This window comes from Agrobacterium leguminum (assembly GCF_005144435.2).
GTDB lineage: Bacteria > Pseudomonadota > Alphaproteobacteria > Rhizobiales > Rhizobiaceae > Agrobacterium > Agrobacterium leguminum.
Genome location: NZ_CP120212.1, coordinates 1,183,438 through 1,203,992 on the forward strand (window position 1 = coordinate 1,183,438; position 20,555 = coordinate 1,203,992).

Genomic DNA, 20,555 nt, shown 5'->3' on the forward strand with positions numbered 1-20,555 from the left:
GGGTCTCCTCCTCAGGAGGCCGCCTTGATGGACAGGCTTTCGAGATAGGCCGACGGATTTTCCGGGTCGAAGACCTTGCCGTCGAAGAAGGTTTCCTTGCCGCGCGAGGTGGAGGCGGGAAGATCGGCGACGCCGAGATCCTTGGCCGCCGCGCGCCAGATATCCTCGCGGTTCACCTTCTCCACCAACGCCTTCACATCCGTATCGGGCGCGAATTTGCCCCAGCGGATGTTTTCCGCGATGAACCAGCTGTCGTGGCTGCGGAAGGGATAGGAGGCATGATCCTGCCAGAACTTCATCTGCAGGCCGGTATTTTCGAGCACGCGGCCGTTGCCGTAATTGATATTGCCCTTGAGGCGGCCGAGAACATCCTTCGGCGGCACGTTGAACCATTGGCGTTTGCCGAGGATGGTGGACATTTCCTCCTTGTTCGCCATTTCATCGCACCACTGCTGCGCTTCCATCACGGCCATCAGCAGCGCCTTGGTGGCGTTGGGGTTCTTTTCCACCCAGTCCGCACGCATGCCGAGCGCCTTTTCCGGATGGCCCTTCCAGAGTTCGCCGGTGGTACAGGCGGTGAAACCGATGCCCTGATTGACGAGCTGCTCGTTCCAGGGTTCGCCCACACAGAAGACGTCCATATTGCCGACCTTCATATTGGCGACCATCTGCGGCGGCGGAACGACGATGGTCGAGACGTCCTTGTCCGGATCGATGCCGCCGGCGGCAAGCCAGTAGCGGATCCAGAGATCATGCGTGCCGCCGGGGAAGGTCATGGCGGCCTTGATTTCCTTGCCTTCGGCCTTCTTCTTCTCGAAAGCCGCCTTCAATTTGGAGGCATCGAGCTGAACGCCGGTTTCGGCATATTCCTTGGCGACGGAAATGCCCTGGCTGTCGAGGTTGAGGCGGGCGAGGATGGTCATCGGCACCGGCACATTGTTCTGGGTCACCTTGCCGGTATGCATGAGATAGGGCATCGGCGTCAGGATGTGTGCGCCGTCGATGCCGTTCGATGCGCCGCCGAGCACGAGATTGTCGCGCGTCGCGCCCCAGGAGGCCTGTTTCAGAACCTCGACATCCGGCATGCCGTGTTTGGCGAACAGGCCCTTTTCCGCCGCAATGATGAGCGGGGCGGCATCGGTGAGCGCGATGAAACCGATTTTCGCGCCTTTCACTTCTGGCTCAGCGGTGGCTGCGAAAGCACCGGACGGAAAGGCCACGCGCACGGCGCTGACAAGGGCGGCGGTGGCTGTCGTCTTCAGTATCGTGCGGCGGCTGACATCGCCGGAGAATATCTTTTTCATTCGCATGTTCCCCTTATTGGGCCACCTCGGCGGGTGACGTTTTCGCTTGCGAAAAAACCTGAAAATAAAAAAACGCCGCTCGGTGTTTGCGCCTGCGGAACGGGAGGTGTTCCGGGCAGCAAAACCTTGCGACGTCTGTGTCTTGTGAAAGCGCCTATGCCGCGCCTTGCTTGCCCCGATCGCCGTTGACCGGTGCAAAAAACAAGAAGCAAGAGGCGTGCCAGTTTATAAAAAACAGATTATATTATTGAAAATAAAGGAGTATTTTTGCAAATCGATCTACTGATTAAATTTTAATCAGCGCGTTTTCTGTCTCCCATTTGTGCAAAGAGAAGAATCCAGCGCTTGAAATTTGCGCAGCCCGAAAGGCATGACGCCGCTTACGTCTCGCCTGAAGTGGGAGAAAACGGCTCGGCGGTGCGCACGGAAAAGCCGTTTACGTAGCCTGTAATGTCGGCGGGATCGAATACGAGGCCATCCACGAAACGGTCCTGCTCTTCCTGCCCTTCGATGCGGATATCGGCATCGTCAGGTGCATTGGCGTCACCCAGCGCCGCCCGATAAATATCCGGCCGGTAGGCAGACAGGGCGGCCTCCACACCGGCCTGTGAAAATTCCGCTTGCCCCCAGCGGATCATCTGGCTGTAGATCCACAATGCCTGGCTCTGGCGCGGATAATTGGCGTGACCGCCGTGGAAGATGAAATAATTGTCGATCACCCGGCGGTTGCCCTGGCTGTCGATACTGAATTCACCGGCAAGCACACGGCGGATGATGCCTTCCGGTGCGCCGATATAGCGGGGATCGGCAAGGGCTGCGCTGAGATCATCGTGATTTTCTGCAAGGTCGCACCAGCGCGCGGCGGCATCCAGCGCTGTCAGCAGCCGTCCAACCGTTTCCTGCTGATTTTCCGCCCATTCGGGTCGCATGCCGATGACCTTTTCCGGTGCGGAAGGCCACAAATCCTGCTTGGCCGCAACGATGCGACCGACACCGCGCTCGGCAGCGACGATGTTCCATGGCGCTCCGACGCAGAAACCGTCAATGGCCCCTGCGGCAAGCGCATCCGAGGTCAATGGCGGCGGCACCACCACAAGCTTGACATCGTGATCGGGGTGAATGCCGCCGGCGGCAAGCCAGTAGCGAAACTCGTAATTATGCGATGAAAACGGATAGGTCATGCCGAGCGTCGGCGTCGGTTCGCCGCGCGCGCGCATATCATCGAGCACCCGCTTCAACGCCTCGGCATTTTCGAGCGCTCCCGCCGTTTCGGAAAGCCCGGTCAAAGCCTTCATCCGCGCAAAAAGCCGGGTCGAAAGCGTGATCGCATTGCCGCCGCGTCCGAGTGAAAAAGGCGTGACGGTCGGCGACGGGTTGGAGCCGAGCCCGAGCATGGAGGCGACGGGCATCGGCGACAGCATGTGGGCGATATCGAATTGCCGAAACGCCAGCCGGTCGCGCACATTCGCCCAGGAAACATCCTTGACGAGATCGAGCGAAAGGCCCTCGCGTTCTGCGAAACCGAATTCGGCCGCAGCAATCAGGACGGATGCGTCGACAAGGGGAATAAAGCCGGCGCGCAGGATTTTCTGCCGGTCGCTGCCGACGATTGCCGGTGCTTGCGTTACGCCGCTGTCTGATCCGGCCGTTTTTTCCGGTGCCGCCATATCATTCACTCCACACTGTCCGACCGGCGGTTAGTCACATCAACAGACCGGCCGCGGTGACCACGCTTTGCGCGATCTCGGAAATCTTCTTCTTCTCGTTCATCGCCGTTTGCCGCAAAAGCGCAAAGGCCTCCTCTTCGGAAAGGCCGCGCATCTTCATCAGAATGCCCTTGGCGCGCTCGATGACCTTGCGTTCCTCAAGCGCCGATTTCGCTTCGGCAAGTTCCTGCTGCAGACGGCTGAAGGCATTGAAGCGGCTGACCGCCATATCGAGAATGGGCTTGACCCGCTCCTTCTTCAGCCCGTCCACCACATAGGCGGAAACGCCCGCCTCGACGGCCGCCTCGATGGACGCGGTATCGGAACGATCGACAAACATGGCGATCGGCCGCCCGACCGTGCGGGTAAGCTGGAACAGATGCTCCATCATGTCACGGTTGGGGTTTTCGAGATCGATGAAGATGACATCGGGCTGCAGCGTCTCGATAGTGCGCGCCACCCCGTTCACCTCGTGGATGACGGTGACGCGATGATAGCCGGCCTCGCGCAGCCCCTCCTCGATGATGGAGGCGCGGATCGCGTTTTCGTCGATAACGAGAATGGTCAGGTCGCGAAGCGTCATGTCAGCATTGATGACGCAGCGCAGCAAACTTGGCAATCGGCTGCGGCTGCAAAAAATGGCGGGAGCGGCAAGGGTCGTTTCCTGCCCTGCCGCCCGTCATGTCAGGAAACGTGTTCGACGGCGCGTTCAAGCGCCTTCAGAACCGTCCGCTCGGACAGATTGAGATAGATTTCCATCTCGTCGCCGGCCTCTTGCGCCTTGCCCTCTTCCATCAGCGACAGGATCTTGCTGTTCATGTCCACGAAGGGGGAATGAAGCTGTTCGGGATCTTTCAGCAAACCGAAACAAAGCCTGAGTTCAGCGGCGATACGCTCGTAAAAATCGCTGAGACGGGCGCTGTCGAGAAGATCGACGACGGCGGCGTGAAATTTCATGTTGGCGCTGCCCACACCCAGCCAGTCGGCATCTTCGCGCTTGACCTTGGCATCCTCGACCGCTGCCCGCATCGTCTTGATTGCGGGATGCTTGTGCCAGGCTTGGCGAAGTGCGCCGCATTCCACCATGCGTCGCACCCGATAAATATCGATGACCGAGGACATGGTGGGAACGGCGACGAACACGCCGCGATTTGCCTCATGGCGCAGAAGCCCGTCCTTGGTCAGCAGCCGAAAGGCTTCGCGCAGCGAATTGCGCGAGACGTCGAAACGTTCACTGAAGGCTGCCTCTGAAAGGCGCTGCCCCGGCATCAACTCGCCGGAGATCAGCAGGGTGCGAATACCCTTGGCCAATCGATCCGCAAGCGGCAGACCCTCTATCGTTTCGGTCATGGCGCTCCTTTCCTTAAGAGCAATGCAGCATCGGGAATTCAGTGACAGGCATGTTCGGACACGGCATGATCTGCCCTTAAAGCGTGTCGCGGATCTTTCAGACCCGCTCCTTACGCTTTAAGCCATTGTTGGCGCATGTCGTTATCGCAAACCGCTGCACACTTTGCGCGACATGCTTTAGCACAAAGCATTAGCAAAGCACGAAAAAAACGTGATTAAATCCTGCTCATTACGTCCAACAAATGGACAAAATGAAAGAACGATAACTTTATATTGTTGAACAAAGTTGACAATTTCGCAGAACACGACAAGATCGGTGGCATAAAGCATCCGCGAGGGGCGGATTGCGACAGGAGCGGAGAAAATCCATGGAGCAGAAAAAGCTCACCCCGACTGCCGATATGAAAATGTCAAAACGCGCATCCCTGATGGGTGCGATCTTCCTGATGGCGACATCCGCCATCGGTCCCGGCTTCATCACGCAGACGGCGACATTCACCACCCAGCTCGGTGCTGCCTTCGCCTTCGGCATCCTCGCCTCCATCCTCATCGACTTCGTCGTGCAGCTCAACATCTGGCGTATCGTGACACTGACGCGCATGCGCGCATCCGACATTGCCAATGCCGCCATTCCCGGCTCCGGTTATCTTCTGGCCATTCTCGTCATCATCGGCGGCCTGTTCTTCAACATCGGCAATATTGGCGGCACCGGCCTTGGCCTGAACGCCATTTTCGGGCTGGACCCGAAAATCGGCGGCGCCATCAGCGCGGTCTTTTCCATCGCCATCTTCGTTTCCAAACGCGCGGGCCTTGCCGTCGACCGGTTCATCATTTTCGCCGGTATATTGATGATCGTACTGACGCTTTATGTGGCCTTCGTTTCCGCACCGCCGGTGGGTGACGCCTTCCGCCAGACCTTCCTGCCGGATACGATCAATTTCGCAACCATCACCACCATCGTCGGCGGCACCGTCGGCGGCTACATCACCTATTCCGGCGCACATCGGCTGCTGGACCGGGGCATGGTCGGCATCGAAAACCTGCCTGCCGTCAACCGCGCGGCGCTAACCGGCATCGCTGTCACCGGCGTCATGCGCTATGTGCTATTCCTCGCCATTCTTGGCGTCGTCGCCAGCGGCGTCATCATCGATACGTCGGGCCAGGCCGCCAACCCTGCCGCACAGGCCTTCCGTTCGGCTGCAGGCGATCTCGGCTTCCGGCTCTTCGGCATCATCTTCTGGGCAGCGGCCATCACCAGCGTCATCGGCGCGGCCTATACTTCCGTTTCATTCCTGCCCGTCTTCAAGCAGGACATGACCGAACGCGCCCGCAACATGGCGACGATCGTTTTCATCGCCGTCTCGCTCGTCTGCTACCTGCTGATCACCACGCCACCCGCCGCCATGCTGGTCTTCGTCGGCGGCCTGAACGGCCTCATCCTGCCCATCGGCCTCAGCATCTTCCTGTTCGCCGCATGGAAACGCGAAGACCTGATGGGCGGCTATCGTTACCCGCGCATCCTGCTTGTGCTTGGCGTTCTGACCTGCGCATTGACATGGTACATGGGCTACAAGTCCGCCGGCACCATCTTCGGCCTGCTCGGCCTGTAATAAACTAGTGTTTTTACGCATTTTCCGGACGCAAAACCGCTACGCACTTTTGCTGGAAATGCTCTAAAGGGAGGCAAACATGGCCGCTATCGATCTCAACAGCGATCTTGGCGAAAGTTATGGCGCATGGCGCATGGGAGACGATGAAGCGATGCTCGCCATCGTCTCCAGCGCCAACATCGCCTGCGGATTTCATGCCGGCGATCCGGCCGGTATCTACCGCACCGTCAAGGCCGCCGCCGAAAAGGGCGTGGTCGTCGGCGCCCATGTCTCCTATCCGGACCGCGTCGGCTTCGGCCGCCGCGATCTGGACGCGACCTCGGAAGAACTGATCGCGGATGTCATCTACCAGATCGGCGCGCTGAAAGGCGTCGCCGCCGCTGCCGGCACAACGGTGCGTTACGTCAAGCCGCATGGCGCGCTTTACAACCGCATCGCCAATGACGCGAAACAGGGGCAGGCCGTCATTGACGGCATCAAGGCCATCGATCCTTCGCTGGTACTGATGGGTCTTGCGAACGCGCCTATCCTCGATCTTGCCCGCAAAGCAGGTCTTGCCGTTGTCGCCGAAGCTTTCGCGGATCGCGCCTATACGCCTCAGGGCCAGCTCGTCTCCCGCCGCGAAGCCGGTGCCGTACTACACGACGCGGCCAAAATCGCCGACCGCATGGTGCAGCTTGCCCGCGAAGGCACGCTGGAGGCCATCGATGGCAACATCATAAAAATCGAGGCGCAATCCATCTGCGTGCACGGCGATAGCCCCGGCGCGGTCGCCATCGCCCAGGAAATCCGCCGCCGTTTCGAGGCTGATGGCATCGACATCCGCTCTTTCGCATCCAATCGCTGAAAGGATAGCCGATGACGATACCGACATCCTATCTCAACCACACCGACGCGGAGGCCGCGCGCAAGGCCCGTGCGACCTATCGCGACGGCCTCGTCGCCCCAACTTCCGGCATTGCACCCGGCTTCACGCAGGCGAACATGATCGTGCTGCCGCGCGACTGGGCCTTCGATTTCCTACTTTACGCGCAGCGCAATCCCAAACCCTGCCCGGTGCTGGATGTATCCGATCCCGGTTCGCCCACCACGCTTCTGGCGCCCGGTGCCGATTTGAGAACCGACCTGCCGCTCTACCGCATCTGGCGGGACGGCAAGCTCGTCGAGGAAACGGCTGACGCCACCGCCGCCTGGGCCGAGCGGGACGATCTCGTCGCCTTCCTGATCGGCTGCAGCTTCACCTTCGAAACGCCGATGGTAGAAGCGGGCATCGAAATCCGCCACATGACCGACAAGAGCAATGTGCCGATGTATCTCACCAACCGGCCCTGCCGCCCGGCCGGTCGGCTGAAGGGCAATATGGTCGTTTCCATGCGGCCGATCCCGGCCTCACGCGTGGCCGATGCTGCGACCATTTCGGGACGTTTTCCCGCCGTACATGGATCACCCGTACATGTCGGTGCACCGGAAGAGATCGGCATTGTCGATCTTGCGAAACCAGATTTCGGCGATGCGGTGCGGATCGAGCCGGGCGAAGTTCCGGTATTCTGGGCCTGCGGCGTGACCCCGCAGGCGGCCGTGATGGCGTCGGGCGTGCCCTTTGCGATCACCCATGCGCCGGGGCACATGTTCATCACCGACATTCCCGATTCCGCCTATCACGCGTGAGGATATGATGCGTTTTCTCCCCGTCAGCCTCACCACCATTCTTGTCGAACTTGCCGATCTCGATGAAACGCTGGCGCTTTTCGCCTCGCTTCAGAACGATCCGGTGGAAGGTATCGAAGAAACGGTGCCGGCTGCCCGCACCCTGATGATCCGCTTTCGCCCTGAAAAGATCGGTGCCGAAGCGCTGGCCGCGCGGCTGGCAAGCCGTGATCTTTCCGCGAAAATAGCGCCTTCGGACAATCTCGTGGAAATCCCCGTCCACTACAATGGTGAGGACCTCGCCGATGTTGCCGAATTGACCGGCATGAGCATCGAAGAGGTCATCCACCGCCACACCGAAAGCGAATTCACCGTGGCCTTTTGCGGCTTCGCTCCCGGCTTCGGTTATCTGGTCGGCGGCGATCCGGCGCTGCTCGTGCCGCGCCGGCAAAGCCCGCGCACCCGCATTCCGGCAGGTTCGGTGGCGCTGGCCGGCGCCTTCAGCGGCGTCTATCCGCAAAACAGCCCCGGCGGCTGGCAGATCATCGGCACCACGCCGGTGAAGATGTGGGATATAGACCGCGATCCCGGCGCGCTTTTCCAGCCGGGTTACCGCGTGCGTTTCTTCGACATGGACAAGGCCGGCAAAACGGTCGACATCCCCGTCTCGGCACCGCGAAACGCCACGAAAGAGACCGCAAAAGACGGCCCGCATTTCAAGGTGCTCGCCGCCCCCATGCCCGCCATCTTTCAGGATCTCGGCCGCTTCGGCCAGACCGGTCAGGGCGTTTCGGCCTCCGGCGCGCTGGATCGCGGCGCCTTCAATGCCGCGAACCGCATCGTCGGCAACCCCGTCAACACGCCCTGTCTCGAACTGACGCTCGGCGGATTTTCCTTTAAAAGCACGAGCCGCGCCGTCATCGGCATTGCAGGTGCACCCTGCCCCGTCACCATCACCACGGCAGATCGCAGTTTCGCGGCCAAGACCCATGGCCCGGTGTCGCTCGAACCCGGTGATGTGGTCACTTTCGACCAGCCGCCAAAGGGTATGCGCTGTTATCTTGCGGTGCGCGGCGGCTTCGATGTCGAGCCGGTGCTCGGCAGTTTCGCGACGGATACGCTGGCTGTCGTCGGCCCAGAGCCGGTGGGTGCAGGCGCCATCCTGCCGCTTAAGGGCGAGAAGACCGGCCTTTCCAGCGTATCGATTGACGAGGTTCCGGCCTTCGAACCGCCGGCAATGGGTGAGGTCGTCACGCTGGACGTCGTTCTCGGACCGCGGGCGGACTGGTTCACGCAGAAGGGCATCGAGACATTGACCAGCCAGCTCTGGCAGGTCACCCCACAATCCAACCGCGTCGGCATCCGCCTTGCCGGCGAAGTGCCGGTGGAACGCAGGGACAGCGCCGAATTGCCGAGCGAAGGTACTGCGACGGGAGCGATCCAGATTCCCCATAGCGGCCAGCCGGTTCTCTTCCTTGCCGATCACCCGTTGACTGGCGGTTATCCCGTCATCGGCGCTGTCGCCGAATATCATCTTGATCTTGCCGGGCAGATCCCGGTGAACGCCAAAATCAAATTCCGCCCGATCGGCCCCTTCGCCGAAATCGCGGCCAAGAACACAGAATTCCGAGGAGAAGAGCGATGAAAAAAGTGCTGATTGCCAATCGCGGCGAGATCGCGGCCCGCATCATCCGCGCATGTCGCGATTACGGCCTGCAATCGGTCGCCGTTTATGCCGATCCCGATCAGGATGCGCTTTTCGTCCGGCTTGCGGATGAGGCCTATGCGCTGGAGGGCGTGCGTCCCGCCGAGACCTATCTCGATATCGCCAAGCTGATCGCGATTGCCAAACGCGCCGGTGCGGATGCCGTGCATCCCGGTTATGGTTTCCTGTCCGAGCGCGCCGAGTTTGCGCGTGCCGTTCTCGATGCCGGCCTCATCTGGATCGGCCCCGATCCGCATGTCATCGAGGCACTGGGCGACAAGGTAGAGGCACGGCGCATTGCCACCGGCGTCGGCGCACCGTTGGTCGCCGGCAGTGATGGCCCGGTTTCTTCCGCTGCCGAAGTCACCGCCTTTGCGGAACAACACGGCCTGCCCGTCGCCATCAAGGCGGCCCATGGCGGCGGTGGTCGCGGCCTGAAGGTTGCGTGGAAGATGGAAGAGATCGCCGATCTCTACGAATCCGCCGTGCGCGAGGCGACGGCCGCCTTTGGCCGCGGCGAGTGTTTCCTTGAGCGCTTCCTCGACCGGCCGCGCCATATCGAGGCGCAGGTTCTGGCCGACAAGCATGGCAATGTGCTCGTCCTCGGCACCCGCGACTGCTCGCTGCAGCGCCGGAACCAGAAGCTCATCGAAGAGGCTCCCGCCCCCTTCCTCTCCGCCGAACAGCGGCAGAAAATCCATGCGGCTGCCAAAGCTATCTGCGCCGCTGCCGGTTATTCCGGCGCCGGCACCGTCGAATTCCTGCTCGGCGTCGATGGCACGATTTCTTTCCTCGAGGTCAACACGCGCCTGCAGGTGGAACATCCCGTTACCGAAGAAACCACCGGTATCGATCTCGTCATCGAGCAGTTCCGTATCGCCGAAGGCCATAGACTGCGGGTTCTCGAAACACCGGAACCGCGTGGCCATTCGATGGAATTCCGCATCAATGCCGAAGATCCCGGCCGAGGCTTCCTGCCGACCCCCGGCTCGATCTCGCTTTTCGACGCCCCCTCCGGTCCCGGCATTCGCGTGGATAGCGGCGTCGTCAGCGGCTCCAGCGTGCCGGGCGTGTTCGACTCGCTGATGGCAAAGCTCATCGTCACGGGTGCCGACCGCGATCAGGTTCTGCGCCGCGCCCGCCGCGCGCTGAAGGAGTTCCGCATCGAAGGCATCGCCACGGTGCTGCCCTTCCATCGCGCCGCAATCGAAACCGAAGACTTCGTCGGCACCGACGGTTTCAAGGTTCACACCCGCTGGATCGAGACCGATTTCGCCGCCATGCCGGATGCCATGGAGCGCCCGGCACCAGCCGAAGACCCTTCCGTCACCCGTACTTTTCTGGAAATCGACGGCAAGCGCGTATCGGTCGGTCTGCCCAGCCTGCTGCTCTCCAGCCTCGGTGCGGTTAGCGGCAGCAGCGCGGCTGCTCCCGGCACCACCGCCACCAAGGAAAAGGAAGGCGAAATCACCGCCCCGGTTTCCGGCACGCTGCAGTCCTTCAAGGTAAAAGACGGTGACCTGGTTTCCGAAGGCGATCTTCTGGCCGTCATGGAAGCCATGAAGATGGAAACGCAGATTGTCGCCACCAAGGCCGGCAAAGTGCGCCTGATCGTCAAGGAAGGCGACTATCTGCAGGCGGGCGCTGCCCTTCTCGACATAGCCGGCTAATATACGGACAGGCCACCGGCCTCACTCACAATTGCAGAGCGCGTATGGCCGGCGGCGGAACCCTTTCGCCGCCGGGCCGTTTATGGCGCGACCTGCTAACGACTGTGAGGGAAATATGGCCGGACGCACCTTGCTTCAGTTCTTCCATTGGTATTATCCGGACGGAGGGAAATTATGGAGCGAGGTGGCCGAAAAGGCCGAAAGCCTTGCCAGAATGGGCATCACCGATATCTGGCTGCCACCGGCCTATAAGGGTGCTGCCGGCGGTTATTCGGTCGGTTACGATACCTACGATCTCTTCGACCTTGGCGAATTCGATCAGAAGGGCACCGTCGCCACCAAATATGGCGATCGCGACGCCCTCGAACATGCGGGCCGGACGCTGAAGGAAAACGGCATCCGCGTCATTCATGACGTGGTTCTCAATCACAAGATGGGTGCGGATGAGAAGGAGAAGGTGCGGGTTCGCCGCGTCAATCCCGAAGACCGTACCGAGATCGACGATGAAGACTTTCAGGCGCTGGCCTATACGCGTTTCACCTTTCCCGGCCGCAGCGGCAAACATTCCAAATTCATCTGGGACCTGAAGTGCTTCAGCGGTGTCGACCACATCGAGGAACCGACCGAAGACGGCATTTTCCGCCTCGTCAATGAGTATGGCGATGGGGAATGGAATGAGGAAGTCGATCAGGAAAACGGCAATTTCGATTATCTGATGGGTGCCGATGTCGAATTCAGAAACCGGGCGGTCTATGAAGAGCTAAAATATTGGGGCCGCTGGCTCTCCGAGCAGGTGCAGGTCGATGGCTTCCGCCTCGATGCCGCCAAACATATTCCGGCCTGGTTCTTCCGCGACTGGGTCGGCCACATGCGCGAAACGGTCGATCCCGATCTTTTCGTCGTGGCGGAATATTGGCACCCCGATCTCGAGGCGCTGAAAAGCTATCTCGAACTCGTCGACAAGCAGCTGATGCTTTTCGATGTCGCCCTTCATCACAGCTTCCATGACGCCTCGAAACAGGGCGGCGATTTCGATATGCGCAGCATCTTCGGTGGTTCGCTTGTCTCCGCCGTTCCAGACCATGCCGTCACGCTGGTCGACAATCACGACACGCAGCCGCTGCAATCGCTGGAAGCGCCGGTGGAACCCTGGTTCAAACCTCTTGCCTATGCGATCATCCTGCTGCGCGAAGACGGTGTGCCCTGCGTCTTTTATCCCGATCTGTTCGGCACGAGCTATACCGACACCGGCAATGACGGCAACGAATATAAAATCGATATGCCCGCCATTGAATGCCTGCCGAAGCTCATCGAAGCCCGCAGCCGTTTCGCCAACGGAGCCCAGACGGATATTCTCGACGATGCAAGCTGCATCGCCTTTATTCGCCACGGCACCGCCGATGCGCCGGGCTGCGTGGTGGTGATGTCGAATGGCGAGCCGGCGGAAAAGCAGATCGATCTCGGTCCAGATCGCGCCGGGGCGGTCTGGCGCGACTTTCTCGGGCACCGTGAAGAACGGATTACCCTCGATGAGAGCGGCAAGGGCGTCTTTCCCACCAATGGCGGCAGCGTCAGCGTCTGGGTTGCCGCCGATTCCGAGTGAGGAACAACCGTTCCGGTTCGGAAATCCCGTTCATTCCGCAGAAACGAGGCGGCGCGGACCTGCGCCGTCATCGGCCAGAACATCGTTCGGATTGCGTAACGGACAATCATCCAGCGAAAGGCACCCGCAACCGATACAGCCGGTAAGCTGATCGCGCAGCATGATCAGGCTGTTGATGCGAAGCTGCAGCATTTCCCGCCAGGATTGGGAAAACCTGCGCCAATCGGCCGTCGTCGCCACCCGATCCTGCGGCAGATCGGCCATCGCATCCCTGATGATGCTGAGCTGTATACCCGCCCGCTGCGCGATGCGGATGATGGCGATACGCCGCAGGACGGCGCGATGATAACGACGTTGGTTACCGGCGGTTCGCCAGCCTTCAATCAGCCCCTTCGCCTCGTAAAAATGGATGGTGGACACGGCGATGCCGCTGCGGCGGGCAACCTCTCCAACCGTCAGGCTGTGCTTGAATACGGTATTTTCCATTCTGGCTCCTGCTTCCGTAACGATTTCCGCTCGGAAAACGCGGAAACATAGTGAAGAGCAGCCGGTATAATTCCTCAACCATAGTTGAGGTCAATAGGCGATAGCCCAAAAAAAGAGGCGCCCAAGGGCGCCTCCAAATTTCGTGAATGTTGGCCACGGATCAGAATTTCGCTGTCATGCTGATCCAGAAACGGCGGCCTTCCATGACGGTGTTGAAATCGTCCGTGCCGACATCCTTGTCGAAGACATTGTAAATGGCGGCGTTGAGATCGACATTTTCGGCAACCGCATATTTCGCGCCGATATCCAGCGTGGTGTAGGCGTCATATTTACGCCCGGCCTTGCCGTTGATCGTCACAGGCGTGCCGTTGGTGCCGATGCGCGGGCCGGCATTGATTTCCGATCCGTGGTAATTCAGCGAGGCCCAGGCTTCCAGACCGTCGATTGGGGTTACCCAGTCGCCGCGCAGATTGGCCATATGTTCCGGCGTGCGCGCCAGCGGGAAGCCTTCATAGTCGCCGGTTTTCTGTTCGGAATGGGTATAGGTATAGTTGCCGCGCAGCGTCAGGTCCGGCGTCGCATACCAGGTCGCCGTCAGTTCCACACCCTGAATGACCGCATCGTCGATGTTGTAATTGTACCAGAGACGATAGTTGCGGTCTTCGCTCCAGCGAGCAGGCGTTCCATCCGGATTGAGCACCAGCGCGTTGGAAATCTTGTCCTTGAAATCGGTGTAGAAATAGGTGGCGCCGAGAGCAACGTCGCCATTGTCCCAAAGCGCAGCCACTTCATAGCTCGTGCTCTTTTCCGCTTCGAGGTTGGGATCGCCGATGATCACGCCGCAGGTGCCGCTCGGGCCATAGGTGCAACCGCCACCACCCGTCGTATAGGCATAACCCGGTGCGATCTGGCGGATTTCCGGGGCGCGGAAACCGGTAGAGATGCCGCCCTTGATGGTCAGTTCCTCGGTCGCGCTCCAGACGCCGTAAAGACGCGGGCTGAAATGATTGCCGTATTTCTCGTGATTATCGAGACGAAGACCGCCCGTCAGCGCGAAATTATCGACAATGCGCCATTCATCCTCAAGGAAGAGCGCCCATTGCGTCGCCGAAAATGTCTCGTCGCGGCCGGTGCGGCGTCCCGGATTCTGGTCCGTCAGCCGCGCCTCGAAATATTGTCCGCCCGTGACCAGAGTGTGGTTGCCGAATAATTCGAACGGCGTGGTGAACTTGCCATCGAGAACGGTGTTGCGCACTTCCGGCGAGCGCGGGTTTTCTGTCACGCGGCCGGTGCGGATATTTCTGGTGAAGTTGGTGCGCTCCGCCCATTCCTGCTGGAACGAAAATTCGGATGTGGTCGGCCCCCAGCGGCCGGTATGCGACAATGACCAATGGTCGCGCGTATTGGTATTGTAGGTGCCGTTGGCGTCCGTCGCCGCCAGCGTGTCGCCGGGCTCGGCGCTGCGGCGCAGTCGCGTCTTGCCGCCTTCGAGATAGATGTCGTGATCTTCGTTCGGCGTAAACGTCAGACGACCGTTGAAATCATATTCCTTGGCGCCCGTGGTGCCGCTCAGAATACGGTCTTCGCCGCGTGTGAAACCCCTGCCCCACAGCTGCAGACCGAGCTGGTCCTTCAGGATCGGTCCGTTGGCGTACCAGGAGACCTGGCCGCTATTGCCGAATTTGGAATGCTGCTGAACCGTGCCCTCGGTGGTGACGGAACCTGACCAGACATCGCCGACCTTGCGGGTGATGATATTGATGACACCGCCCATGGCATCCGAACCATAAAGCGAGGACATCGGCCCGCGCACCACTTCGATGCGCTCGATCGCCGAAACCGGCGGCACGAAACTCTGTTCGAAGCCGGAATTGCCGTTGGTGCGGGCATCGCGCGTGCTCTGCCGCTTGCCGTCAACCAGAACCAGCGTGTAAGCGCCGGGCAGACCGCGAATGAAAATATCCTTTTCATTGGCAATGCCGGTGACGGATACGCCCTGAACTTCCCGCAGGGCATCGGTCAGATCGCGATAGGATCCCTTTTCCAGATCTTCCCGCGTCACAACCGTGATGCTGGCCGGAGCGTCCTTCACATTCTGCTCGAAACCGGATGCGGTGACGACGATCTGCTGAAGAACCGTGTTCCCCTCAGACGCCTGCTGCGCAAAAACGGGCAGAGCAATGCTGAGAGCCGTTCCCGCCATTGCTGCCGAAAGACCGGCCTTTATTATCGTCGCGGCCATATCTCGACCGCGGTACTTCAATTCCATGTTACGCCCCCGCATTTAACTTGAGAATTTAACCCCACTTATTTAGGAGGGAGTGCGGGCGCAACGCGTTTGTTTTCGAACAGTTCTAAATTCCAGAAATTGCAAAAAGGGCTCCCCGGACAAGCGGTGGAGTAAAAAAATCGCAAGATGACAACCGGCAAGAGAAAAGATGAACCAGCCTCCACGACAAAACCCGACAGGCTTGGGCAGCTGAAACTACTTGTCGCTTTCGATGCGTTGTTGCGGGAAGGCAGCGTCAGCCGCGCGGCGGCGGGCATGGGACTGCCGACATCTTCCATGAGCCGGATATTGCAGCAGCTGCGCGAAAGATACGGCGACCAGCTTTTTCTGCGCACCGGTCAGGGCCTGCGTCCCACCCCCTTTGCCGAAAACATGCGGCTGCGCATTCGTTCGCTGGCGGCGGAGGCCGAGAACCTTATCGACTATTCGCAGGAAAAACCCGCCGCCCCGGCCAACGCCAGTGCAAGCGGCTGGGAGCGGCCGGTGCTGATGAAGGCGCCGCCGCTTTCGCTTCGCCCCAGCGTTCTTCTGGAAGGTCAGCCGACACCGGAAAACATCGCCGACCGTCTCGCGCGTATCGGCCACAATGCCGATCCGCAGCAGAGGCTTGCCAAATATATCGCAACCTCGGCGATGGGCATCGGCAACAGCCGCCCGCTCAGCCAGGTGGAAGCGATGGATGCGCTCTCGATCATTCTCGATGGCGATGCCGACCCGATACAGATCGGGGCCTTGCTCGCCACCATGCATTATCGCGGCGTGACCGCGGCGGAGCTTGCCGGTTTCATCGAAGCCATGTGGAGACATATAGAGAGGGACCAGCAAGGACCTGCATCGGTGGATCTCGACTGGCCCGCTTATATGTCGCCGAAACATCGCGATGCGCCGTGGTTCCTCCATTCCGCGCGTCTTGTCGCCATGGCGGGATACAGCGTCCTGCTGCACGGGCATGTGGGGCAGGGAGAAAACGGCGGCAAGCTTGAACTTGCAGCACAGGCCTGCGGCATTCCCCTTTGCCACTCGCTTTCGCAGGCGGCGAAAGCCACAGCCTCGGAACGCATCGCCTACCTGCCGATCGGTGGTCTGTCCCTGCAGTTTCAAAGCCTTCTCGGCCTGTACGGCATTCTGGAGATGCGCCTGCCGCTCAACACGGTCGTGCATCTTCTCAATCCGCTTCGCGCCAGGAGCACGATCATCGGCGTCGCCCGCCCGTCCTATCAGGAACTTCATCGGGACACGGCACGACTGCTTTCAGTGGAAAACCTCGCCATTCTCGGCAATACGCGGGATTTCGCGCAATTCACGCCGTTTCGCAGCACCCGGATTTTCGGTCTTTCGAAGGGCAGGGATGTAGAATTCATCATTCCCGCACGCGAAACGCCGCCCGCCGAAATGCCGACCATGTTCACAACCTTCGAATATTGGCGGGCGGTCTGGACAGGTGCCGCAAGGGACGAAAGGGCAGAAACCATTATTATCTCGACGACAGCCATCGCGCTGATGCTGGTCAACGATATGGCCCTGCCCTTCGAGGAAGCCTATGCCCGCAGCCTTCGGCTCTGGAACGACAGGGCGCGCAATCTCGTCAACGCCTGATCAGCGATCAGGCATTGGCGACCGCCCTTTTCAGCGCCAGATATTCCCAAAGGGCGACAAGCAGAAGAATTGCCGTGCTCACCAGTTGCAGCACGAAAAGCGGAATACCCGGCACCGGCAAAAGCAGGCAGAGCGCCGCCACGCCGGCAAAATGCGAAACCGGTCGCTGATAGGCGACGGCGATCTTGACGCCGATATTGCCGGCCAGAAACAGGACCGGACCGCCGAGAATGGCGATCGCCTCGCGCATCGTTGCGCCATCCCGCGCATGGGAGAGGCTGAAATCCTCACCTACCGCCGTCAGGATGATACCGGCCACGATGGGCAAATGCCCGTAGTTAAAAAGATTATGGGCGATCTTCGCCTTTTCTTCGGCATTCTCGGCTTTTCTCGACGCCTCTTCCTGCCCATGATGGAAGTAAATCCACCACATCGCCACGGTACTGACGAAAGCGGAGCAGAAGACGATGAATGTCAGGCCCGAATTCATATATTCGGTGGCCGTGCGTCCCGTGGTCAGGATCGTTTCGCCAAGGCAGATGATGACGAAGAGCGCACATCGCTCCGCCAGATGCTCGCCGGAAAGATGCAGCCTATCCTCGTCGCTCGAGGCTACACCCGGCACGACATAACGGCAGGCGGGGCCGGCATATTCAATTGCAAGCGCAATGCCCCACAGGAGAATGCGATCCGCCAGATCGACGAGCCCACCGGCCAGCCAGAACAGGCTCGATACCACGAGCCAGATCGTCACGCGCACGAAGACCAGAAAAGACTGCCGGTCTTCACCCCTGAACGCATAGAGAGCGAACAGGCTTCGACCGACCTGCATCACGCTGTAGATCAGGGCGAAGACAAGGCCCTGTTCCGCAAAAGCCTCCGGCAGCGCGATGGCCAGTAGAACGCCGCCGAACATCAGCACGAACAGCAGGATCCTGACTGGCTCCTTTTCCGTGTTCAGCAGGTTTGTGATCCAGGTGGTGTGTATCCATAGCCACCAGAGCGACAATATCAGGATGCCGGCCTCAAGCGCCGACGTCGGTCCAAAATCCTTGGCGAGCGCGTGGGAGAGCTGGATCAGCGCGAAAACAAAGACCAGATCGAAGAACAATTCGGGGAAACTCGCCTTGCCGGCGTCCTGACCCTCCTGCCTTATCCAGCTTTCCGCATCCGCTTTGCGTCCTTGAAGCTCACCCCTGGTTCTCATTCCACCTCCGCCGCAATATTTCGACCGGTCTTCTCACCACGCCCCCTCACCGTTGCGACAAAGCCTCTTCGCTGCCCGATGCAACCGGGTTCGACCTTCGGCCGGGAAACTCCAGCGCCCGCGCACCGTCGGGATAAAAGCGCGGCCCAACCAGACGGACTTTCTTCCCAGACACGTCGGTAATGTAGTTCAGGGTCGCGGCCTCTGGCGAAAGTGGAATGCTGTCGGCACTGGAAACCGCAAGCGTGCTGACCTCGAGAGGCTGGGCAATTGCCGGCAGGCTCGTCATCGCGGCGAGTGCGGCTGAGAGAAGAAATGATCTTGGAAACATGGGACGCATATCCTGGCACAATTATCTGCGCCATAAACAGCCCTCGCCCGCTTTGGTTCCGCCGCTCGTCAGCTATCCCCATCAAGATAGGAGCTATATTGAACATAGTCGGCGCTCGGTTGCCCACCGACGATCTCCGGCGGCCGACCTTCGCCACCGGGCAGATGGCCAGTGTTTTCGAGCTCCGCCCTCAGGAGCTTTTCGATAGCCCTTTCCCGGGGCAAGGCGTTATCCGCCATGTAGAGGGCGACGGCCAGTTCCATGTCATCCGGAAAATTCATCAGCTCAGACATCCGTTTAAGCAATCAAGCGCAAACGCAGGACCTTTCAGAAAGTTCAACTTCGTCGCCTCGGCGCGAGGCTTTGTCTGTCGACCGTGCATTTACTTCCGATGGCCATATCCCGGTCTTGCGGCGCCCGGGCATGCGCTTCTATTCAGTACCACATGCCTGTTTTGCCAGGTGCTCCGCGCATAAAAATTGCGCTTTTCCGCTCTTCTCGTCGCAATTTCGACGAAAAACACCCTCGACTCAAGCGATTGAAACCAATCACGGAAAAACGCAAACGAAAGCTAAACCGAACTTAGTTTTCATTACCTTGCATTAACCATAGGAATCCACCGGCTGCACTGTTGCTACAGCAGCCTCATGCGAATCTCTTTCTACTTGCGGAAACGGCGTTAATGTAACTTCCGTCTGCTTTTTCTGCAAGCGATGACCATTTCCCGCGGCCGTGAGAACTCACGAAAGCATGTTCGCCTCCATGGTGTCCTTACGCCCTCGCAACTGCGCCAGAAGCATAGTCTGCACATCGAAGCCGCCGTCCTGCGCCTTACGGGTCAGATTACGCAGATATCCGCCGAGCGAGCTTATTTGGTCCGCTTTCTGCAAAAGGCATGCGAGAATGGCTGCCGTTCCCTGTCGGCCGAATGTGACAAGCGCATCCTGATACGCCGACTGGCTGATGTTGAACATGGTTTTGATGACGGATGTCGCCACTTCAAGATCGCGCCATCCGGTAACCGCTCCGCCTGGGGCATAGAGCGAGATATCCGGGCAAGCCTTCAAAACCAAAACAATATCAGGAACAAAAAATTGCTTATGAAGAACAGGCTTTGCTGACTGCGGCGAAGCTTTTGCACTGACGGGTGCCACATATGCAGGCTGGGTGCTTGCCGTGCTGGCAGGTACAACGGTTGCCGGTTCGCGCAAATCTTGCCGTTCAGATATGGATTCGGATTCTGAATTCTTTATGAGGCGCTCATTTTGGCAGTCATTGCCGCCCATTTTTTCCGATTTTTCAATATTTTCCAGATAGTTGGTCACTTCCGCGCGCAAAGAGGCCAAAAATCCTGCGATTTCCCGAAGCTCCGCAGGCTTGGAATTGCGGCCGAGAGAGCCGGCAATGGCATTGTAGCGGGCCTGAAACCCTTCGAAGGTTTCGACTTCACCGCTCGCGGCAATCATCTCGCAGAGTTTCTGGATATCGCGGCGGCAAAGGCTGATGTTTTCACGAAGCCGCTGAAGATCGAGCCGCTCGCTGACGATGCGTTCGGCCAGTTCCTCGATTTCCGCTTTGCGGGCAAGAAGCGGCGCCAGCGAAAAACCGTAAGCCTCGCTGATTTCCCCTCCCCTGTGCTTGCGGGCGTATCGTTTTCCGTTCGGGCTATCCTTGCGAATGATAAGACCGGCTTCGACAAGAGCCGAAAGATGCCGGCGCAATGTCTGCTCGGCCATGCCATGGGCCCTGAGTGACAATTGCGTATTCGACGGGAAGACGACCAATCCGGCTTCGCTGGAAAGCTCGTTTTTCGGATAAAAACTCAAAAGCGCGTTCAGGACCGCAAGCGAGCGATCAGTCACGCCGAGCAATGGCCTAGCTTCGCAGACCGAACGATAAAGTTTCCATTTATCGACCGCTTCGATTTTCTTGTTTTTTTGCGCGGCGAACTGGGTCGCGAGGACGCCAAACGACATCGCTCGCCGCCCAAAGGGCGTCGTTACACATGTGCTGTCCATGTCTTTCACCTTTCACAAGGCAAAAGAAAATC

Annotated in this window: 17 protein-coding genes; 7 read left to right on the top strand and 10 right to left on the bottom strand. The window is 59.5% G+C overall.

Annotation, left to right across the window (positions count from 1 at the left end; genetic code table 11):
- Positions 1-11: 11 nt before the first annotated feature.
- The 4 genes from CFBP4996_RS20080 to CFBP4996_RS20095 all read right to left on the bottom strand — a co-directional run bounded on the left by CFBP4996_RS20080 (position 12) and on the right by CFBP4996_RS20095 (position 4,360).
- Positions 12-1,304: a CmpA/NrtA family ABC transporter substrate-binding protein gene (locus tag CFBP4996_RS20080; RefSeq protein ID WP_035263483.1), complete on the bottom strand. Its 1,293-nt coding sequence runs from the start codon at positions 1,302-1,304 to the stop codon at positions 12-14.
- Between the two features lie 380 nt (positions 1,305-1,684).
- A complete protein-coding gene (locus CFBP4996_RS20085) occupies positions 1,685-2,971 on the bottom strand; it encodes a CmpA/NrtA family ABC transporter substrate-binding protein (protein WP_080854062.1) in 1,287 nt (428 codons plus the stop codon).
- A gap of 34 nt (positions 2,972-3,005) precedes the next feature.
- Positions 3,006-3,593 (bottom strand): ANTAR domain-containing response regulator, encoded by a 588-nt coding sequence (locus CFBP4996_RS20090; RefSeq protein ID WP_035260459.1) that lies wholly within the window; start codon positions 3,591-3,593, stop codon positions 3,006-3,008.
- A 101-nt stretch (positions 3,594-3,694) separates the two neighbouring features.
- A complete protein-coding gene (locus CFBP4996_RS20095) occupies positions 3,695-4,360 on the bottom strand; it encodes a GntR family transcriptional regulator (protein ID WP_080854061.1) in 666 nt (221 codons plus the stop codon).
- Between the two features lie 368 nt (positions 4,361-4,728).
- Here CFBP4996_RS20095 and CFBP4996_RS20100 point away from each other — a divergent pair, with 368 nt between their 5' ends.
- From CFBP4996_RS20100 to amyA, 6 genes are all read left to right on the top strand, one after another.
- Positions 4,729-5,970 carry an NRAMP family divalent metal transporter gene (locus CFBP4996_RS20100; protein WP_059758322.1) on the top strand — a complete coding sequence of 414 codons (1,242 nt, stop codon included), beginning with the start codon at positions 4,729-4,731 and terminating at the stop codon, positions 5,968-5,970.
- Between the two features lie 79 nt (positions 5,971-6,049).
- Complete coding sequence (locus tag CFBP4996_RS20105; protein WP_080854060.1) at positions 6,050-6,817, top strand: LamB/YcsF family protein; 768 nt, start codon at positions 6,050-6,052, stop codon at positions 6,815-6,817.
- Between the two features lie 11 nt (positions 6,818-6,828).
- The gene (locus CFBP4996_RS20110) at positions 6,829-7,638 is read left to right on the top strand and encodes a putative hydro-lyase (protein ID WP_080854059.1); all 810 of its coding nucleotides are present in this window, start codon (positions 6,829-6,831) and stop codon (positions 7,636-7,638) included.
- A gap of 7 nt (positions 7,639-7,645) precedes the next feature.
- Positions 7,646-9,262 (top strand): 5-oxoprolinase subunit B/C family protein, encoded by a 1,617-nt coding sequence (locus CFBP4996_RS20115; RefSeq protein ID WP_080854058.1) that lies wholly within the window; start codon positions 7,646-7,648, stop codon positions 9,260-9,262.
- Positions 9,259-10,992, top strand: a complete 1,734-nt coding sequence (locus CFBP4996_RS20120; RefSeq protein ID WP_080854057.1) for an acetyl/propionyl/methylcrotonyl-CoA carboxylase subunit alpha — start codon at positions 9,259-9,261, stop codon at positions 10,990-10,992. The genes CFBP4996_RS20115 and CFBP4996_RS20120 overlap by 4 nt, the downstream gene beginning before the upstream one ends.
- A gap of 115 nt (positions 10,993-11,107) precedes the next feature.
- Complete coding sequence (gene amyA, locus CFBP4996_RS20125) at positions 11,108-12,595, top strand: alpha-amylase (RefSeq protein ID WP_080854056.1); 1,488 nt, start codon at positions 11,108-11,110, stop codon at positions 12,593-12,595.
- A 30-nt stretch (positions 12,596-12,625) separates the two neighbouring features.
- Here amyA and soxR read toward each other — a convergent pair whose 3' ends face one another.
- Positions 12,626-13,081: a redox-sensitive transcriptional activator SoxR gene (gene soxR, locus CFBP4996_RS20130; RefSeq protein ID WP_003519761.1), complete on the bottom strand. Its 456-nt coding sequence runs from the start codon at positions 13,079-13,081 to the stop codon at positions 12,626-12,628.
- A gap of 160 nt (positions 13,082-13,241) precedes the next feature.
- Positions 13,242-15,350: a TonB-dependent receptor plug domain-containing protein gene (locus CFBP4996_RS20135; RefSeq protein ID WP_080854055.1), complete on the bottom strand. Its 2,109-nt coding sequence runs from the start codon at positions 15,348-15,350 to the stop codon at positions 13,242-13,244.
- 147 nt (positions 15,351-15,497) lie between these two features.
- On the opposite strand from CFBP4996_RS20135, the gene CFBP4996_RS20140 reads away from it, so the two are divergent.
- Positions 15,498-16,967, top strand: coding sequence for a glycosyl transferase family protein (locus CFBP4996_RS20140; protein WP_080854054.1), 1,470 nt, complete (start codon positions 15,498-15,500; stop codon positions 16,965-16,967).
- A gap of 7 nt (positions 16,968-16,974) precedes the next feature.
- Here CFBP4996_RS20140 and CFBP4996_RS20145 read toward each other — a convergent pair whose 3' ends face one another.
- The 4 genes from CFBP4996_RS20145 to repC all read right to left on the bottom strand — a co-directional run bounded on the left by CFBP4996_RS20145 (position 16,975) and on the right by repC (position 20,523).
- On the bottom strand, positions 16,975-18,174 hold the full coding sequence (locus CFBP4996_RS20145) for a low temperature requirement protein A (protein WP_080854053.1): 1,200 nt from the start codon (positions 18,172-18,174) through the stop codon (positions 16,975-16,977).
- A gap of 46 nt (positions 18,175-18,220) precedes the next feature.
- Complete coding sequence (locus CFBP4996_RS20150) at positions 18,221-18,505, bottom strand: hypothetical protein (RefSeq protein WP_080854052.1); 285 nt, start codon at positions 18,503-18,505, stop codon at positions 18,221-18,223.
- A 68-nt stretch (positions 18,506-18,573) separates the two neighbouring features.
- Positions 18,574-18,786, bottom strand: a complete 213-nt coding sequence (locus tag CFBP4996_RS20155; RefSeq protein ID WP_035260560.1) for a hypothetical protein — start codon at positions 18,784-18,786, stop codon at positions 18,574-18,576.
- Positions 18,787-19,245: 459 nt separating this feature from the next.
- Positions 19,246-20,523 (bottom strand): plasmid replication protein RepC, encoded by a 1,278-nt coding sequence (repC, locus tag CFBP4996_RS20160; RefSeq protein WP_080854051.1) that lies wholly within the window; start codon positions 20,521-20,523, stop codon positions 19,246-19,248.
- Positions 20,524-20,555 lie beyond the last annotated feature (32 nt).

Coding starts and splice junctions, on each gene's coding strand:
- CFBP4996_RS20080 (WP_035263483.1), bottom strand. CDS start 1,304: ATGAAAAAGATATTCTCCGGCGATGTCAGCCGCCGCACGATACTGAAG.
- CFBP4996_RS20085 (WP_080854062.1), bottom strand. CDS start 2,971: ATGGCGGCACCGGAAAAAACGGCCGGATCAGACAGCGGCGTAACGCAA.
- CFBP4996_RS20090 (WP_035260459.1), bottom strand. CDS start 3,593: ATGACGCTTCGCGACCTGACCATTCTCGTTATCGACGAAAACGCGATC.
- CFBP4996_RS20095 (WP_080854061.1), bottom strand. CDS start 4,360: ATGACCGAAACGATAGAGGGTCTGCCGCTTGCGGATCGATTGGCCAAG.
- CFBP4996_RS20100 (WP_059758322.1), top strand. CDS start 4,729: ATGGAGCAGAAAAAGCTCACCCCGACTGCCGATATGAAAATGTCAAAA.
- CFBP4996_RS20105 (WP_080854060.1), top strand. CDS start 6,050: ATGGCCGCTATCGATCTCAACAGCGATCTTGGCGAAAGTTATGGCGCA.
- CFBP4996_RS20110 (WP_080854059.1), top strand. CDS start 6,829: ATGACGATACCGACATCCTATCTCAACCACACCGACGCGGAGGCCGCG.
- CFBP4996_RS20115 (WP_080854058.1), top strand. CDS start 7,646: ATGCGTTTTCTCCCCGTCAGCCTCACCACCATTCTTGTCGAACTTGCC.
- CFBP4996_RS20120 (WP_080854057.1), top strand. CDS start 9,259: ATGAAAAAAGTGCTGATTGCCAATCGCGGCGAGATCGCGGCCCGCATC.
- amyA (WP_080854056.1), top strand. CDS start 11,108: ATGGCCGGACGCACCTTGCTTCAGTTCTTCCATTGGTATTATCCGGAC.
- soxR (WP_003519761.1), bottom strand. CDS start 13,081: ATGGAAAATACCGTATTCAAGCACAGCCTGACGGTTGGAGAGGTTGCC.
- CFBP4996_RS20135 (WP_080854055.1), bottom strand. CDS start 15,350: ATGGAATTGAAGTACCGCGGTCGAGATATGGCCGCGACGATAATAAAG.
- CFBP4996_RS20140 (WP_080854054.1), top strand. CDS start 15,498: ATGACAACCGGCAAGAGAAAAGATGAACCAGCCTCCACGACAAAACCC.
- CFBP4996_RS20145 (WP_080854053.1), bottom strand. CDS start 18,174: ATGAGAACCAGGGGTGAGCTTCAAGGACGCAAAGCGGATGCGGAAAGC.
- CFBP4996_RS20150 (WP_080854052.1), bottom strand. CDS start 18,505: ATGTTTCCAAGATCATTTCTTCTCTCAGCCGCACTCGCCGCGATGACG.
- CFBP4996_RS20155 (WP_035260560.1), bottom strand. CDS start 18,786: ATGAATTTTCCGGATGACATGGAACTGGCCGTCGCCCTCTACATGGCG.
- repC (WP_080854051.1), bottom strand. CDS start 20,523: ATGGACAGCACATGTGTAACGACGCCCTTTGGGCGGCGAGCGATGTCG.